Raw genomic sequence first — 14,783 nt, forward strand, 5'->3', positions numbered from 1 at the left:
CGCCGAACCCCTCAGGCCCACTCGCCCTTGCGCATCACCGGCACGCGGCTGCCATCCTTGGCGACGCCGTCAATGTCGATCTTGTCCGACCCGATCATCCAGTCGATATGGATGAAGCTCTTGTTGCCGCCGCGCGCCGCGATTTCGTCAGGGCTGAGCGAGGCGCCGTCGACGAAGCATTTCGAATAGCATTGGCCGAGCGCGATGTGGCAGGCCGCGTTTTCGTCGAACAGCGTGTTGAAGAACAACAGGCCGCTGGCCGAGATCGGCGAGGAATGCGGTACCAGCGCCACTTCGCCCAGCCGACGCGCGCCCTCGTCGGTGTCGAGCACCTTCTTCAGCACGTCCTCACCTTTCGACGCCTTGGCCTCGACGATCCTGCCGCTCTCGAAGCGCACCGAGATGTCGTCGATCAGCGTGCCTTGGTAGGACAGCGGCTTGGTCGAGGAGACATGGCCCTCGACGCGCCGCGCATGCGGAGTGGTGAAAACTTCCTCGGTCGGGATGTTGGGATTGCAGGTGATGCCGTTCTTGGCGGTCGAGGCGCCGCCCATCCACTCATGGCCATCCGCCAGCCCGACCGTCAGGTCGGTGCCCGGTCCAGCGAAATGCAGGGCATGGAAATCATGGCCGTTGAGCCATTCGGTGCGGCCGCGCAGCGCCGCATTATGCGCCGTCCAGTTGCCGATCGGGTCTTCCACATCCACCCGCGAGGCGGCGAAGATGGCGTCGGCGAGCTTCGCCACCGCCACGTCGTCGGCATCGCCGGGGAAAACCTGCCTGGCCCAGGCCAGATCCGGATAGGCGACGATGTTCCAGTTGATGTCGAAGCCGGTGATCTTCTCCAGCGCCGGCTGGTAGGCCATCGAATTGGCCTTGTTGGCGCGCGCCACCTTCGCCGGATCCTGCGCCGACAGGAGCGACGGATCCTCGCCGCGCACGGCAAGCCGGGCTGCGTTGTTGGAGAAGGCCTTCGCCATGCCTTCGTAGAGCCAGCCGGCGGCATGGTCGAAGCCAGCATCGGCGCCGAAGCGGTAGCGCGCCAGCGTCATCTCGTCATCGTTGAAGATCGGCGTCACCAGCCCGGCACCGGCCTTGTAGGCGTGTTCGACGATGCGCCTGGTCAGCGGCAGGGCCGCGATCGACGATGTCAGCACCAGGTCCTGTCCGGGCTGCAATTGCAGCCCCACCTTGATGGCGACTTCCGCCAGCCTGTCGAGCTTCACCGGGTCGATCGTTGCGGAAACGCCGCGCGAATGTGTGGTCATGATCCTGCCTGTCGTCTTGGGATGTCCGATTGAACATAGACCGGTGCCGCGGTGCTTTCCACCGCGATCGTGCCGCTGGGCTCCGCGACCGACGATCCGAACCGCGCCATCGTCGCCGCGATCTCTTCCTTGATCCAGATCATGAAGTCCCGGACCTTGCGGCTCTCGGCCTTGGTGGCGGAGGTCACCAGCCAATAGCCGAGGCCGCTCTGGGCGCGGATTCCGAACGGCGCCACCAGGCGCTCGTCGGCCAGTGCATCGGCCGTAAGCAATTGCCAGCCGAGCATAACGCCATGGCCGGCGATCGCCGATTCCAGGCACAGCATCGGGTCGGTGAAGCTCGCGCCTTTCTGGAAGGTAACGGGTTGAACGCCGGCGGCCGCGAACCAGCTTTCCCAGTTGATCATCGCCCGCTCGTCGGTGATGGCGCAGGTCTGGGCGAGGTCGCCGATCGACGTTAGTTTTCTGGCAATCCCGGGCGCGCAGACCGGGAAGACTTCCTGCGCCAAGAGCAGCTCCGCCTTTCCACCCGGCCATTTGCCGTCGCCAAGCCGGATGGCAACGTCGACGTCCGAGTGATCGAGATTGGCCAGCCGCACTGAAGCGTCGATACGCAGCAGCACGTTGGGATGCCGGTCGAAGTGCCGCGCCAACCGTGGCAGCAGCCATTTAGAGGCAAAGGCCGGTGCCGCCGAAACGACCAATGTGCACTGGCTGGCTTCGTCGGCCAGTGCCACGGCCTGGGCAAGCTCGCGAAATCCAGCGCCAAGGCGGGCCGCGAAGACGGCGCCGAATTCGGTCAGTACGAGGCCGCTTGTCGTGCGCTCGAACAGTGCCTGGCCGAGCTGTTTTTCGGTGCGGCTGATCTGCTGGCTTACGGCGCTGACGGAAACATTGAGTTCGCCGGCGGCGGCGGCGAGCGAGCCGAGACGGGCGACGGTTTCCACGGCGCGAAGGCCGTTGAGGTGAACGCGGTTGAGCATGGCCATTTGAGATTTTCTAAACCGATCCGGCCGAAATCTCAATTGAAAGCGATATCGAAACGGCAGACCTTGTCGGTGGAAACAGGCCCCATGGAGCCGGAAATGCTGAGCATGTTGCTGAAGGCCCTGGTGGCGGCCACTTCGCCGGATGACACGCGCTGCGACTTCGATACGCTGAGCTGGCTGACCGATCCGCTTGCCCATCCCGCGCTGGATGTAATGTCGGAGCGCGAACTCGGTGATGTGCCGTTCCGGTTGACGGCGCGCCGGACCGCGTATGAGACCATTTCACCGAGCGCCGGTTTCGGCGATCGCTGCTGAGCGCGCGATCGCGATCCGGGCACTGGCCCAACACGAGGCGGATTGTTTCACCCGCTCGCACATCTATTGTGCACTGCAATGACTTCGCCCCAATCGACAGCGCTGCGTTACGCCTTCGCCGGCATGATCGCCATGGCAGTTGCCATGGGCATCGGCCGCTTCGTCTACACGCCGATCCTGCCTGGCATGATGGAGGAACTGCATCTGTCGCCGGCCAATGCCGGCTGGATCGCCTCGGCGAATTATCTAGGCTATCTCGTTGGCGCGTTGGCGGCGGCGGGCAGCTGGGCACATGGACGCGAGCGTTTGCTGATGCTGGGCGCCCTCGGTGCCAGCGCCGTGCTGGCCGCCTCGATGGGGCTGACCGACGCTATGGCCGCCTTCGTCGCCATTCGTTTTCTGGCCGGTCTGGCGAGCGCTTTCGTCATGGTGTTCATGGCCAGCATCGTTTTCAGCCATATCGCGGCCGCCGGGCGCGGCGACCTGCAGGCCTGGCATTTCGGCGGCGTCGGCCTCGGCATAGCGATATCGGCGGCGATGATGGCGGTGCTGGTCACCGAGCATGCCGGCTGGGCGCAGGGCTGGCTGTGGTCGGGGGCGATTTCGGCTGGCGGCTTCGTCGCCGTGGCGCTGCTGGTGAACCAGGGTCCGCTCATCAATGGCGAGGTCCGCCGTGAACCGGCGCTGCCGAAGGATCGGTCGCTGATGAAGGTGATCGTCGCCTATGGCCTGTTCGGTTTTGGCTATGTGGTGACGGCGACCTTCCTCGTCGCCATCGTCCGCCAAGGCGGCGGCAGCCGCGTCTTCGAGGCCGTGGTGTGGATGGTTGCCGGCCTTGCCGGTTTCCCTTCGGTCTGGCTGTGGCAGAAGATAGCGGCGCGGATCGGGCTTTATGCCGCCTATGCCTTGGGATGCTTCGTCGAAGTTGTCGGCGTTACGGCGAGCGTCGCCACCGGCGGCCGCATGGGGCCGCTACTTGGCGGCGTGCTGCTCGGCGGCACGTTCATTGCCATCACGGCGCTTGGCCTGCAGGCCGCCAGGCAGCAGGCCCCAGCGTCGCCCCGGCGCATCTTTGCCCTGATGACCGCCTCCTTCGGCCTTGGCCAGATCATCGGCCCGATCGCGGCCGGGCTTTTGGCGCAGGCATCGGGCGATTTCTTCCTCGCCTCGATCGTCGCCGCGGCCGTCCTGGTCGTCTCCGGCGCCGTCACATGGTCGGCTGCGCCAAAATCGCCATGATTTGTGGTCTTGCTCTGCACCGGCATTGGGCAGGCATTTTCTTTCCCCCTAATGTGTGACCTTATGCCGGCTCAAACCTGCTGATTTGCGCATCGATCGAGGAATTCGCCACAGTGTTCGTATCCTTCTTCCCGCAGCCGAAGCTGTTCTTCTCTTCGGCCGCCATCTGGAGCCTTGCGGCAATCCTGTTCTGGTTTTTCGGCGGGGAGCAATTGGGAGCGGTTTTCGGCATGCCGCCTGCTGCTCCCGGAGCGCCACCCATCATCGGCATCGCCATTCTCGTATCGAAGCCATTCCTCTGGTTTTATATCTACTTCACGCTTTGCGTGGCCATCTTCTACGCGTTCTGGAGTTGGTATTCGCCGCACCCATGGCAGCGCTGGTCGATCCTGATGACGGCGGTCATCCTGTTCTTCATCTATTTCAACGTGCAGGTAAGCGTCGCCGTCAACGCGTGGTACGGCCCGTTCTTCGACTATGTACAGGGGCTGATGTCGGGGACCGGAAAGTCGACGAACGCCGAGTTCTACACCGGATTGGCCGACTTCTCATGGCTGGCCCTGGTCGGCATGAACGTGCAGGTGGTCAACGCCTTTATCGTCAGCCATTGGATCTTCCGCTGGCGCACAGCCATGAACAACTACTTTATCGAGAACTGGAGCAGGCTGCGCCATATCGAGGGCGCTTCGCAGCGCATCCAGGAAGATACGATGCGGTTCTCGCAGATCATGGAGGATCTCGGTTCCAGCTTTGTCCAGTCGATCATGACCCTGATCGCCTTCCTGCCGGTGATGATCCAGTTGCAGGCCCATATCAGCGAACTGCCGATCATCGGCGCGATCCCGCAGCCATTGGTGGTCGCGGCACTTGCCTGGTGTCTGTTCGGCACGATCTCGGTGATGATTGCCGGCATGAAGCTTCCCGGCCTGCAGTTCCGCAACCAGCGCGTCGAAGCCGCTTACCGCAAGGAGCTGGTCTATGGCGAGGATCATGCGGACAGGGCGCAACCCGCCACCACCGCCGAGCTGTTCGCCAATGTGCGGCACAATTATTTCCGGCTCTATTTCCACTACATCTATTTCAACGTCGTCCGGTACACCTACCTGCAGGCCGACAACATTTTCTCGCTGCTGATCCTGGGTCCGTCGCTGGTCGCGCACAAGATAACGTTCGGCGCGCTGAACCAGATATCGAACGCGTTCGGCAAGGTGACGGGTTCGCTGCAGTTCCTGCTTACCTCATGGTCGACCATCGTCGAGCTGCAATCGGTGCACAAACGCCTGCGCGCCTTCGAGGCGACGCTGCAAGGCGAGCCGTTGCCCGATATCGACCAGCGCTATCTGGCAAGGCAAGGGGCCGGGGATCCGGCCTAGGGATGCTCTGACGAAACGCCGGTTGGCGGCTCAGCCGCCAACCGGCGCCTGCTTCTGGCCGCCATCCTGCCGCGAGATGTAATCTCGAAAGCTGATGCACTCGATATCTGATTTGACGCAGACTTCGCCGGCAAAACGCTCCAGCGCATTCCAGTAGGCGCCGTCATTCATCAGCGTGAAGTGGAAGCCGAGTTCCAGCGGAACGCGCTTGCCCCGATATTGCGCGTCGAAGGCGGCGCGAAACGCCTGATAGGTCCGGTCCGCGAACTCCCCGGCGTTGCTCGGCCGCTCGAAGCCGCCGGAATGGCGGACGTACAGATTGTAGTCCATGGCGATCACCGGGCGTGATTTCGGCCCTTCCGGAATCTGCGGCAGGGAAAAGTGGGTGATGCCGCCAACGGTCGGCGGCAGGGCAGGACCCATTGAAACGCCGCTGGCGTCGAACCGATAACCGGCTGCCGGGAGTGCCTCGTAAAGCGCTTTGCCAGTCGACAGATACGGCGCCCGGAAACCCGCCACCGCATGCCGCGCGAATTCCCGCCAGCCCTCGGGCTCGGGCGCAATGCCGTTGATCGCATAGGCGTTCTCGAAAATGTGCTCGAAGGAGGCGAACTCTTTCAGCCAGTCGGCCTTGCTCCAGTCCTTGCCGTCGAAATGGCCGCAGGCGTGGCTGGCAATGTCGTGACCCTCATGGGCGGCGAGGCCGATCTGTTCCAGCCGCTCTGCCACGTCCTGCCTGGAGGCGGCGAAGCCGATGTTGGATTTGCCCGCCGTCTTGCCCGGCGCGGTGTATTGGCCGCGTGTGTCGGGCGACAGCAGGAAGACGCAGGACAGGAAATAGGTGAAATGTGCGCCGGTGCGCTGGGCCAGCGCCCGGCTGCGCTTCCACTGCGAGATGTCGCGCGCGCTGTCGAAGGAGATGATCACGATCTGCTTCGGCCTTGCCGGTGCTGGTGGCGCGGGCGGATCGGCCAGGGCCACGCCGGCGGTGGCGAGTGAGGCAAGCGAGAACAAAACAACGCGGGACAAACAAGGCATCGGCAAATTCACGGGCTCCGGGTGGTCGGCAAGCCGGCTATCGCGCAAATGTGGCGCCGGTGGGATTGGGTTTTCGTGGGTTTGCCCCCGGGGACAAACATTGGTTTGCCCGGGGGACAAACAGTTGTTTGCCGGGGACAAACATTTGTTTGCCCCGGGAATAGCCGATTTTCCGGCCGAACCCCTTCCATGCCGACAAAATTTCGCTAAAACGCGGGCTCATGAACCGCCCCGGCCCGGGGCAGGAATGGTTTGATTGATGTCCGACGACAGTTTTATTCGCGAAGTCAATGATGAGATGCGTCGCGAGCAGGCGCAGAAGCTATGGGACCGTTTTGGCCCGGCCTTGCTTGTCATTGCGGTGCTTGTGGTGCTCGGCACCGCGGCCTTCGTCGGCTATCGCTATTGGGACGAGACGCGCGCCAATCGCTCCGGCGATGCCTTCTCGCAGGCGCTGAAGCTCGCCAACGACGGTAAGAACGATGACGCGCTGGCCGCGCTCGATCAGCTGGAAAAGGATGGCTACGGCGCCTATCCGCTGCTCGCCCGCATGCGCGCCGCGACCGTCAAGGCCAACAAGGGCGACGTCGCTGGCGCCGTCAAGGACTTCGACGATGTCGCCGCCGACACCGCCATTCCCCAGGGCCTGCGCGACATGGCGCGGCTGAGGGCGGCGTTCCTGCTCGTCGATCATGGCTCCTTCGCCGACGTGTCGAGCCGCGTCGAGGCGCTGACATCGGACACCAACACGCTGCGCCACAGCGCGCGCGAGGCGCTTGGCCTTGCCGCCTGGAAGGAAGGCAAGACCCAGGATGCGCTGAAGCTGTTCGACCAGATCGCCGCCGATGATGGCGCCCCGCGCAACACGCGCGAGCGGGCGACCTTGATGTCCGAGCTGATCCGCGGGTCGGGCAGCGCATCGTGACCCGTTGCCCAAGGCGCGCAGCGGTTTGGCACCACGACATGCGTGGAAGATGTAGGGCCGGATGACATTCAAAGTCGCCATCATCGGCAGACCTAACGTCGGCAAGTCGACGCTTTTCAATCGGCTGGTGGGAAGAAAGCTGGCGCTTGTCGACGACACGCCGGGCGTCACCCGCGACCGCCGCGTCCACGCCGCCAAGCTTTACGATCTGCATTTCGATGTCATCGATACCGCGGGCTTCGAGGACGCCGGCGCTTCGACCTTGCCAGGCCGCATGCGCGCGCAGACCGAAATCGCCATCCGCGAGGCGGATCTGATCTTTTTCACCATCGACGCCAAGTCCGGCCTGCTGCCGGATGACAGGACCTTTGCCGAGATCGTGCGAAAATCCGGAAAGCCGGTCGTGCTGGTCGCCAACAAGGCCGAGGCGAAGGGCGCCCAGGGCGGCATGCTGGAGGCCTGGGAACTTGGCCTTGGCGAACCGATCCCGGTTTCTGCCGAGCACGGCCAGGGCATGCCCGACCTGCGCGACGCCGTGATCGAAGCGCTCGGCGAGGCGCGCGCCTTCGGTGAAGACGAGGATACAGACGACGAAGAGGCCGCCGCCAGCGAGGTGCTGATCGGCGAGGACATCGCCGATCCGGACGCCGAGCCATCCTATGACGACACCAAGCCGATGCGCATCGCCGTCGTCGGCCGGCCGAACGCCGGCAAATCGACCTTGATCAACGCGCTGATCGGCGAGGAGCGGCTGCTGACCGGACCGGAAGCCGGCATCACCCGCGATTCCATTTCAGTCGACTGGGACTGGCGCGGCCGCCGCATCAAACTGTTCGACACCGCCGGCATGCGCCGCAAGGCCAGGATCCACGAAAAGCTGGAAGTGATGTCGGTGCAGGATGGCCTGCGCGCCATCCGTTTCGCCGAGATCGTCATCATCGTACTCGACGCCACCATTCCCTTCGAAAAGCAGGACCTGCAGATCGCCGATCTGATCATCCGCGAGGGCCGGGCACCGGTGATCGCCTTCAACAAATGGGACCTGATCGACAACCCGCAGGAACTGTTGGCCGAACTGCGCGAGAAGACCGAGCGGCTGTTGCCGCAGGCGCGCGGCATCCAGGCCGTGCCGGTCTCGGCCGAGACCGGACGCGGCCTGGACAAGCTGATGGATGCGGTGTTGAAGACGCACAAGGTCTGGAACAGCCGTGTTTCGACCGGCAAGCTCAACCGCTGGCTTGAAGCCATCCTGACGCATCACCCGCCGCCTGCCGTCGCCGGGCGCCGGCTGAAGGTCAAATACGTCACCCAGGCCAAGACCCGGCCGCCGGGCTTCGTGGTCCAGTGTTCGCGGCCGGACGCGATGCCGCAAAGCTATGTCCGCTATCTCTCCAACAGCCTGCGCGAAGCCTTCGACATGCCGGGCGTGCCGATCCGCATCGCGCTGCGTACTTCGGACAATCCGTTCGCCGGCCGCGCGAAGAAGCGTTGACGATAGGGAGCGGCGACCCCCTCCGCCGAGAGCTGCGGCTAAGCGACTTTCAGCAGGTTCTCTTTCATTTCGGCGCCCTCGGGCAACGCTTCGAACGCCGATTGCAGCAGGATGCCGGCCAGCCGCGCCGCGACCGGATCGAGCTCGGCGTCCTTCTGATGCAGATGCAGCGCCATCTTCGGCAGCGGCGGCAGTCCTAGCATTCCGGGCGCGAGCGCCCGGACATTCGCGGGCAGGCCGATATCGGTGCGGATCGTCAGCCCGAGGCCCGCCGCCACCGCAGCCCATATGCCGCCAAGGCTGGGGCTGGAGAACGCCATCCGCCAGGGCCGCCCGGCACGATCCAGCGTCTCGGTCGCCACGGTGCGCAGCAGGCAAGGCGCCTCGAACACGACCAGCTGCAGCGCCTCGCCATCGTGGGGGCCCGCCTCCATCGGTTTCGACGGGCCGATCCAGCGCGCCTGCACGTCGGCGACATGCCGGCTATACGGCAGCGTCGTACCATCATGCCAGGCGAGCGCAATGTCGAGGTTGCCGGAGAGGACACGCTCGGCCAATTCGTGGCTACGTCCAATCCGTGCTTCGATCCGAACCTTAGGGTGGGCGCGAGCGAAGCGACCGAGCACTTCCGGCAACACGGCCTCGCCGAAATCCTCCTGCAGGCCGAGCCGCACCCAGCCCTCCAGTTCGATGTCGCGGATTGCCAGGGCGGCCTCGTCATTGAGCTCGATCAGGCGCCGCGCATAGCCGAGCATCGTCTCGCCGGCTTCGGTCAGTGACAGGCCGCGCCCCGCTTTGCGGAAGATCGGCGTATCGGCCTGCTCTTCCAGTTTCTTCAGCTGCGCGCTGACGGCGGAGGTCGAGCGGCCAAGCCGCTCAGCTGCCCTCGCAAAACTTCCCAGTTCCATGCCGGTGACGAAAGTCCTCAGCACGTCGAGATCGAAGGTGACGCGGCGCATAAGATCATCCCTATTTTCAGGATTATTGATCAAAATATTCCTGATTTTATGGATGAAGCTATGGCGCTATATGCCTCCCGTCAAGGCCGCTCGGCCGGCGTCACGGGAATGGAATCATGTCTGCCACCGTCATTCGCAACGATTGCCAGCTATCCGGGCGAGGCATCGCCGCGGCCGGCCGGACCTTCGGCCCCAACCACCGCTGGAAGGTTCTTGGCATCGGGGTTGCCGCGAATGCCGGTTTCTCGGCCACTTTCTCCGGCATACCGGCAACGGCGGTCGTGCTTCGCCAGGGCTATCATTTGAGCAATGCCGAGCTTGGCCTGGCCCTCGGTCTTCTTGGACTGGGGGTTGCGCTCAGTGAGCTGCCATGGGGCCTGCTCACCGACCGCTGGGGGGATCGCCGCGTGCTTCTGATCGGCCTCGGTGCAACGGCGGCCTGGCTGCTTGCGATGGCGATGCTCGTCGTGCCGACAAGCTCAAGCATTCCCGATGTCACGTTGCTGGCGGCAAGCCTGCTCGTCACGGGATTGCTCGGCGGCAGTGTCAATGGCTCGAGCGGCCGCGCAATCATGGCCTGGTTCCGGCAGAATGAGCGTGGTTTTGCCATGAGCATCCGGCAGACGGCGGTGCCGCTTGGTGGCGGCCTTGGCGCGCTCGTCCTGCCTTCGCTTGCCCTGGCTTTCGGTTTCGCCGCGGTGTTCGGGCTTCTGGCGGCGGCATCCGCTCTCTCCGCCCTGTTCGCCTGGCGTTGGCTGCACGAACCGCCGATGGCGGGCGACGCCGTCTCATCTGATGTGGCCGGACCGGCACCGTTGCGCAACATCGAGGTCTGGCGCATCTCGACCGCCATCGGCCTGCTCTGCTTTCCGCAGGTGGCGGTCCTCACTTTCGCATCGGTGTTCCTGCACGACTTTGCCGGGCTTGGCACGACGGCGATCAGCGCCAGCCTCGCCGCTGTACAGGTCGGCGCCATGGTCATGCGCGTCTGGAGCGGCCGCTTTACCGACCGCCACGGCAACCGCCGTCAATTTCTTCGCTTGTGCAGTGCGCTGAGCGCGCTGGCCTTCGTGGTGCTCTGGTTGCTGGTTCTGGCCGCTCCCGCAACGCCTTGCAGCCAACCTTTCCTGATCGCTGTCCTGCCCCTGGTGCTTGTCGTTGCCGGCATCTCGGTCTCCGCCTGGCACGGCGTTGCCTATACCGAGCTTGCCACGCTTGCCGGTGCAGGCCATGTCGGAACCGCACTCAGCCTTGCCAACAGCTTTGTCTTCGTCGGCTTCTTCCTGGTTCCGGTGGCCATTCCAGGGCTGCTGCACCTCTGGTCATGGCCCGGCGTGTGGCTGTCGGCAGCCGCCTGCGCCCTGGTCGCCTGGCCGATCTTCCTGCGGCGGACCTGAGCCTCCCGCCGCAAAATCGCCCGACTTCGAACCCACGACCTCTAGCCGACCGAGAAAACCTGACCGACCTCGTTAACGTCCCATCAAGGTTAATGCATCATTTTGCTCTCCAGTGGGGTCAGTTGCGTTCCTGGAGAGAGTTCCGTGCATCGACGTGTCTTGAAGCGGCTGATGGCCGTCGCCGGTGAGAAACGCAGCCTTGTGTCTCCGTTCATCATTGGTCTCGGTATCTGGATCGGCTTTCCGACCGTCGCTGCCTACCAAGACATGACCAGCCTCGTTTCCGGCCTTGAATCGCCGACCACGCGCTGGAATTCCTATGTCGAGAAATCCGTCGCCGGTTCGGTCCACGCCGCCGAGATGCCGTTCGTCGATTCCGACATCACCAGCTCGATCTCGGGTTCCGGTGTTCGCCTTCCCGGTGTCGGCGCCGTCTCGTTTCGCGGCAAGGGCGGCAAGGTCAGCGGGTCGCCCGACGAGGATCGCGTCGTGCGCGCCGACAAGAAGGGCCGCATCGTCCAGGTCTCTCCCGTGGCGCCACCGAAGAACTTCAATGCCGGCTCGATCTTCCAGCGGACCTCCTCGCTGATGCGGCCGAGCATGGACGGCGATCTGAAAATGGCCTTCGCCAAGCCGCGGATCAAAGGCAAGGAAATCCAGATCGCCGCGGCATTCCATGCGCGTGAGGACAAGAAGCCGGATCCCGGCGTGCCGGCCATGCTTGCGGCCCTGGTCAACAACGACCATCCCGATGTGCTGGCGACCGCCTATGCGCAATCCGCGCCGGACTATGCCAAGGCTTCGCCCTTTGAAGCCCTGCTTCAGGATGAAGAGCCCAACAGCGGCCGCTTCATTCCGCCGATGGCCAAGGGCGACCATTCATGGATCCAGAATCCGCTTCCGGCCAGCGTCTTCTCCAAGCCGGAGCAGAAGTGCCTGGCCAACGGCATTTATTTCGAGGCCCGCGGCGAAGCCGTGCGCGGTCAGGCCGCCGTCGCCCAGGTGATCCTCAACCGGGTCCGCAACCCCGCCTATCCCAATTCCATCTGCGGCGTCGTCTACCAGAACGACAGCTGGTTCAACCGCTGCCAGTTCTCCTTCGCCTGCGACGGCAGGAAGAAGCGCATCGACAATCCGGTCGCCTACAAGACCGCTCAGGATGTCGGCATGGCCGTCACCGCCGGCAAGATCTTCATTCCGGAAGTTGGATCGTCGACCCACTACTATGCCAATTACGTCCATCCCGGCTGGGCGCGCACGATGCAGAAGATGACCAAGATCGGCCTGCATATCTTTTACCGGACCTATGGTGGTGGCTGGAGCTGAACGGTCCGCCGCCCGCCCGTCTTTTCGCGCGGTCGCACGGTCGATCGGAGAGCCATTGTCGCGGGGATTCGCGCGGCGCATCCCGCCTATCGCAAAGGGCACGATGTCGCACCTTTGTAACCGTTTGATTTTGCTATCTAAAATACACAGCGCGGAACTTCCCTCCGTGGCTTGACGGGCGCAAACCCTCTAACTATGTTGCCGGCGACTTTAGAAGCGGACGGACGGTGACGGTCTGCCCGGGCAGGGGGGTTGCGATGGCCGAGAAAAACAGGCCAGACGGAACCGGAGAAACCGGCCGCGGCAAGCAGCATGACCCCGAAATCCGCGACGACGATCTTGAGCGACGTCGGCGTGAACTTGGAGCATCGCTTGCGACAAGGCTGCCGAACCGGCTCGAGGGGAAAGACGACGCGAAACCAGTGACCGGATACGGTCAGGCGATCAAACTATCCAGCGAGTTTATCGCCGGGGTGGTGGTAGGCGCCGGCATCGGCTGGATCATCGACCGTATGGCGGGGACATCGCCGTGGGGTCTGATCGTTTTCCTGCTGCTTGGCTTTGGCGCCGGCGTGCTCAATGTCATGCGTTCAGCTGGCGTTGTGGCGGAATTCGGACAAGGTGCGAAGTCGCGCCGCGACCTGGACGACAGCAAATGACCGCCCTTCAGGCGGCATTTGGAAATAGCCGCCTTCCATGCGGCAATGGTAATTTAGCCGTACGCGGCATTGACGGGGTTTGAACGTGGCAGCTGACAAGGTCGATCCGATCCACCAGTTCCATATCATCAAGCTGGTTCCGATCGAGATCGGCGGCTATGATCTGTCCTTCACCAATTCCGCGCTGTTCATGGTCGCGACCGTGATCATTGCCGCGGCCTTCCTGTTTCTGACGACGTCGAGCCGCAGCCTGGTCCCCGGCCGGCTGCAGTCGGTCTCCGAAATGGCCTATGAGTTCGTCGGCAACATGCTGCGCGATGCCGCCGGCACGCAGGGCATGAAATTCTTCCCCTTCGTGTTCTCGCTGTTCATGTTCGTGCTGGTCGCCAATCTGCTCGGCCTGTTCCCGTATTTCTTCACCATCACCAGCCACATCATCGTCACCTTCGGTTTGGCCATCATGGTGATTGGCACCGTGATCGTCTATGGATTCATGAAGCATGGCCTTGGCTTCCTGAAGCTGTTCGTGCCGAAGGGCGTGCCCCTCCTGATGATGGTGCTTGTCGTTCCGATCGAGGTGATTTCCTTCGTGTCGCGCCCGGTCAGCCTCTCGGTTCGTCTGTTCGCAAACATGCTCGCCGGCCACATCACGCTGAAGGTTTTTTCGGGATTTGTGGTCAGCCTCAGTGCGCTGGGTGCGCTCGGCATTGCGGGTTCGATTCTGCCGCTGGCCATGGCGGTGGCGTTGACGGCGCTCGAATTGCTGGTGGCGCTGTTGCAGGCCTATGTCTTTGCGGTGCTGACCTGCATGTATCTCAACGACGCCCTCCATCCTTCGCACTAATCAGGTTTCCGGCACGACGCCGGATGGAATAGCAACGGAATTTTCAGATCCAAAGGAGTTGAACAAATGGACGCAGAAGCAGCAAAGTACATCGGCGCCGGCATCGCTTGCCTGGGCATGGGTGGCGCGGGCATTGGCCTGGGCAACATCTTCGGCAGCTACCTCTCGGGCGCGCTGCGCAATCCGTCGGCCGCCGACGGCCAGTTCGGCCGCCTGATTTTCGGCTTCGCCGTGACCGAAGCTCTGGGCATCTTCTCGCTTCTCATCGCGCTGTTGGCCCTGTTCGGCTGAGTACTGAGAAGATTGGACAGGCCGGCCGCGCAAGCGGCGGGCCTGATATCTGGGGATAGTCCATGTTCGTGACATCTGCCTTCGCGCAAGAGTCCGCGCCTGCCGCCGACACCAGCCACGCTGCGACCGGAGGCGACACGCATTCCGGCACCAGCGTGCCTGCCGAAGCGCACGGCACGTTTCCGCCATTCAATCCGGAGACGTTTCCGTCGCAGCTTCTGTGGCTGGCGATCACGTTCGGGCTGTTCTACCTGTTCCTGAAGCGGGTCGTGATGCCGCGCGTCGGCGGCATCATCGATGTCCGCAACGACCGCATCAGCCAGGATCTCGACCAGGCGGCCAAGTTGAAGGGCGAGGCCGACGCCGCCGTTGCCGCTTACGAACAGGAACTGGCGGAAGCCAAGAAGAACGCGAACTCGATCGGTCAGCAGGCCAGCGATGCGGCGAAGGCGGAAGCCGACGCCGCGCGCAAGAAGATCGAGGCCGCGCTCGATGAGAAGCTTGGCGAGGCCGAGGCACGCATTTCTTCCATCAAGGCCAACGCCATGAAGGAAGTCGGCAGCATCGCCGAGGATACCGCTTCGGCGATCGTCGAGGCACTCGTTGGCGGCAAGGCCAGCAAGGCCGAGATCGCGGCCGCGGTCAAATCCGTGGCCCGGTGAGGAGCG

General features: G+C 63.6%; 15 protein-coding genes. 11 read left to right on the plus strand and 4 right to left on the minus strand.

Annotated elements, in window-relative coordinates; all coding sequences use genetic code 11:
- Window positions 1-11: 11 nt before the first annotated feature.
- Both LB554_RS01715 and LB554_RS01720 read right to left on the minus strand, forming a co-directional pair.
- Window positions 12-1,268, minus strand: coding sequence for an aminopeptidase (locus tag LB554_RS01715; RefSeq protein WP_140823357.1), 1,257 nt, complete (start codon window positions 1,266-1,268; stop codon window positions 12-14).
- Window positions 1,265-2,257, minus strand: coding sequence for a LysR substrate-binding domain-containing protein (locus LB554_RS01720; protein ID WP_224582869.1), 993 nt, complete (start codon window positions 2,255-2,257; stop codon window positions 1,265-1,267). The genes LB554_RS01715 and LB554_RS01720 overlap by 4 nt, the downstream gene beginning before the upstream one ends.
- Before the next feature lie 84 nt (window positions 2,258-2,341).
- On the opposite strand from LB554_RS01720, the gene LB554_RS01725 reads away from it, so the two are divergent.
- The 3 genes from LB554_RS01725 to sbmA all read left to right on the plus strand — a co-directional run bounded on the left by LB554_RS01725 (window position 2,342) and on the right by sbmA (window position 5,184).
- Window positions 2,342-2,572: a hypothetical protein gene (locus LB554_RS01725; protein ID WP_224582870.1), complete on the plus strand. Its 231-nt coding sequence runs from the start codon at window positions 2,342-2,344 to the stop codon at window positions 2,570-2,572.
- A gap of 78 nt (window positions 2,573-2,650) precedes the next feature.
- Window positions 2,651-3,811, plus strand: a complete 1,161-nt coding sequence (locus tag LB554_RS01730; RefSeq protein WP_224582871.1) for a YbfB/YjiJ family MFS transporter — start codon at window positions 2,651-2,653, stop codon at window positions 3,809-3,811.
- 113 nt (window positions 3,812-3,924) lie between these two features.
- Window positions 3,925-5,184, plus strand: coding sequence for a peptide antibiotic transporter SbmA (gene sbmA, locus LB554_RS01735; RefSeq protein ID WP_015318863.1), 1,260 nt, complete (start codon window positions 3,925-3,927; stop codon window positions 5,182-5,184).
- Window positions 5,185-5,214: 30 nt separating this feature from the next.
- Here sbmA and LB554_RS01740 read toward each other — a convergent pair whose 3' ends face one another.
- Complete coding sequence (locus LB554_RS01740) at window positions 5,215-6,222, minus strand: polysaccharide deacetylase family protein (RefSeq protein ID WP_224582872.1); 1,008 nt, start codon at window positions 6,220-6,222, stop codon at window positions 5,215-5,217.
- Between the two features lie 259 nt (window positions 6,223-6,481).
- Here LB554_RS01740 and LB554_RS01745 point away from each other — a divergent pair, with 259 nt between their 5' ends.
- Complete coding sequence (locus LB554_RS01745) at window positions 6,482-7,147, plus strand: tetratricopeptide repeat protein (protein ID WP_224582873.1); 666 nt, start codon at window positions 6,482-6,484, stop codon at window positions 7,145-7,147.
- 61 nt (window positions 7,148-7,208) lie between these two features.
- Window positions 7,209-8,639, plus strand: a complete 1,431-nt coding sequence (der, locus tag LB554_RS01750; RefSeq protein ID WP_224582875.1) for a ribosome biogenesis GTPase Der — start codon at window positions 7,209-7,211, stop codon at window positions 8,637-8,639.
- 38 nt (window positions 8,640-8,677) lie between these two features.
- On the opposite strand, the gene LB554_RS01755 is transcribed toward der, so the two are convergent.
- On the minus strand, window positions 8,678-9,598 hold the full coding sequence (locus LB554_RS01755) for a LysR substrate-binding domain-containing protein (RefSeq protein ID WP_140617334.1): 921 nt from the start codon (window positions 9,596-9,598) through the stop codon (window positions 8,678-8,680).
- A 116-nt stretch (window positions 9,599-9,714) separates the two neighbouring features.
- Here LB554_RS01755 and LB554_RS01760 point away from each other — a divergent pair, with 116 nt between their 5' ends.
- The 6 genes from LB554_RS01760 (at window position 9,715) to LB554_RS01785 (ending at window position 14,777) form a co-directional block, all read left to right on the plus strand.
- Window positions 9,715-10,995: an MFS transporter gene (locus LB554_RS01760; RefSeq protein WP_224582877.1), complete on the plus strand. Its 1,281-nt coding sequence runs from the start codon at window positions 9,715-9,717 to the stop codon at window positions 10,993-10,995.
- Window positions 10,996-11,139: 144 nt separating this feature from the next.
- Window positions 11,140-12,321 (plus strand): cell wall hydrolase, encoded by a 1,182-nt coding sequence (locus LB554_RS01765; RefSeq protein WP_140715058.1) that lies wholly within the window; start codon window positions 11,140-11,142, stop codon window positions 12,319-12,321.
- A gap of 257 nt (window positions 12,322-12,578) precedes the next feature.
- Complete coding sequence (locus tag LB554_RS01770) at window positions 12,579-12,980, plus strand: AtpZ/AtpI family protein (RefSeq protein WP_224582879.1); 402 nt, start codon at window positions 12,579-12,581, stop codon at window positions 12,978-12,980.
- Between the two features lie 85 nt (window positions 12,981-13,065).
- Complete coding sequence (locus LB554_RS01775; RefSeq protein WP_224582881.1) at window positions 13,066-13,824, plus strand: F0F1 ATP synthase subunit A; 759 nt, start codon at window positions 13,066-13,068, stop codon at window positions 13,822-13,824.
- 66 nt (window positions 13,825-13,890) lie between these two features.
- Window positions 13,891-14,115, plus strand: coding sequence for a F0F1 ATP synthase subunit C (locus LB554_RS01780; protein ID WP_013896722.1), 225 nt, complete (start codon window positions 13,891-13,893; stop codon window positions 14,113-14,115).
- Window positions 14,116-14,177: 62 nt separating this feature from the next.
- Window positions 14,178-14,777, plus strand: a complete 600-nt coding sequence (locus tag LB554_RS01785; RefSeq protein WP_224582883.1) for a F0F1 ATP synthase subunit B — start codon at window positions 14,178-14,180, stop codon at window positions 14,775-14,777.
- Window positions 14,778-14,783 lie beyond the last annotated feature (6 nt).

It is taken from the genome of Mesorhizobium sp. CO1-1-11, assembly GCF_020164995.1.
Classification (GTDB): Bacteria; Pseudomonadota; Alphaproteobacteria; order Rhizobiales; family Rhizobiaceae; genus Mesorhizobium; species Mesorhizobium australicum.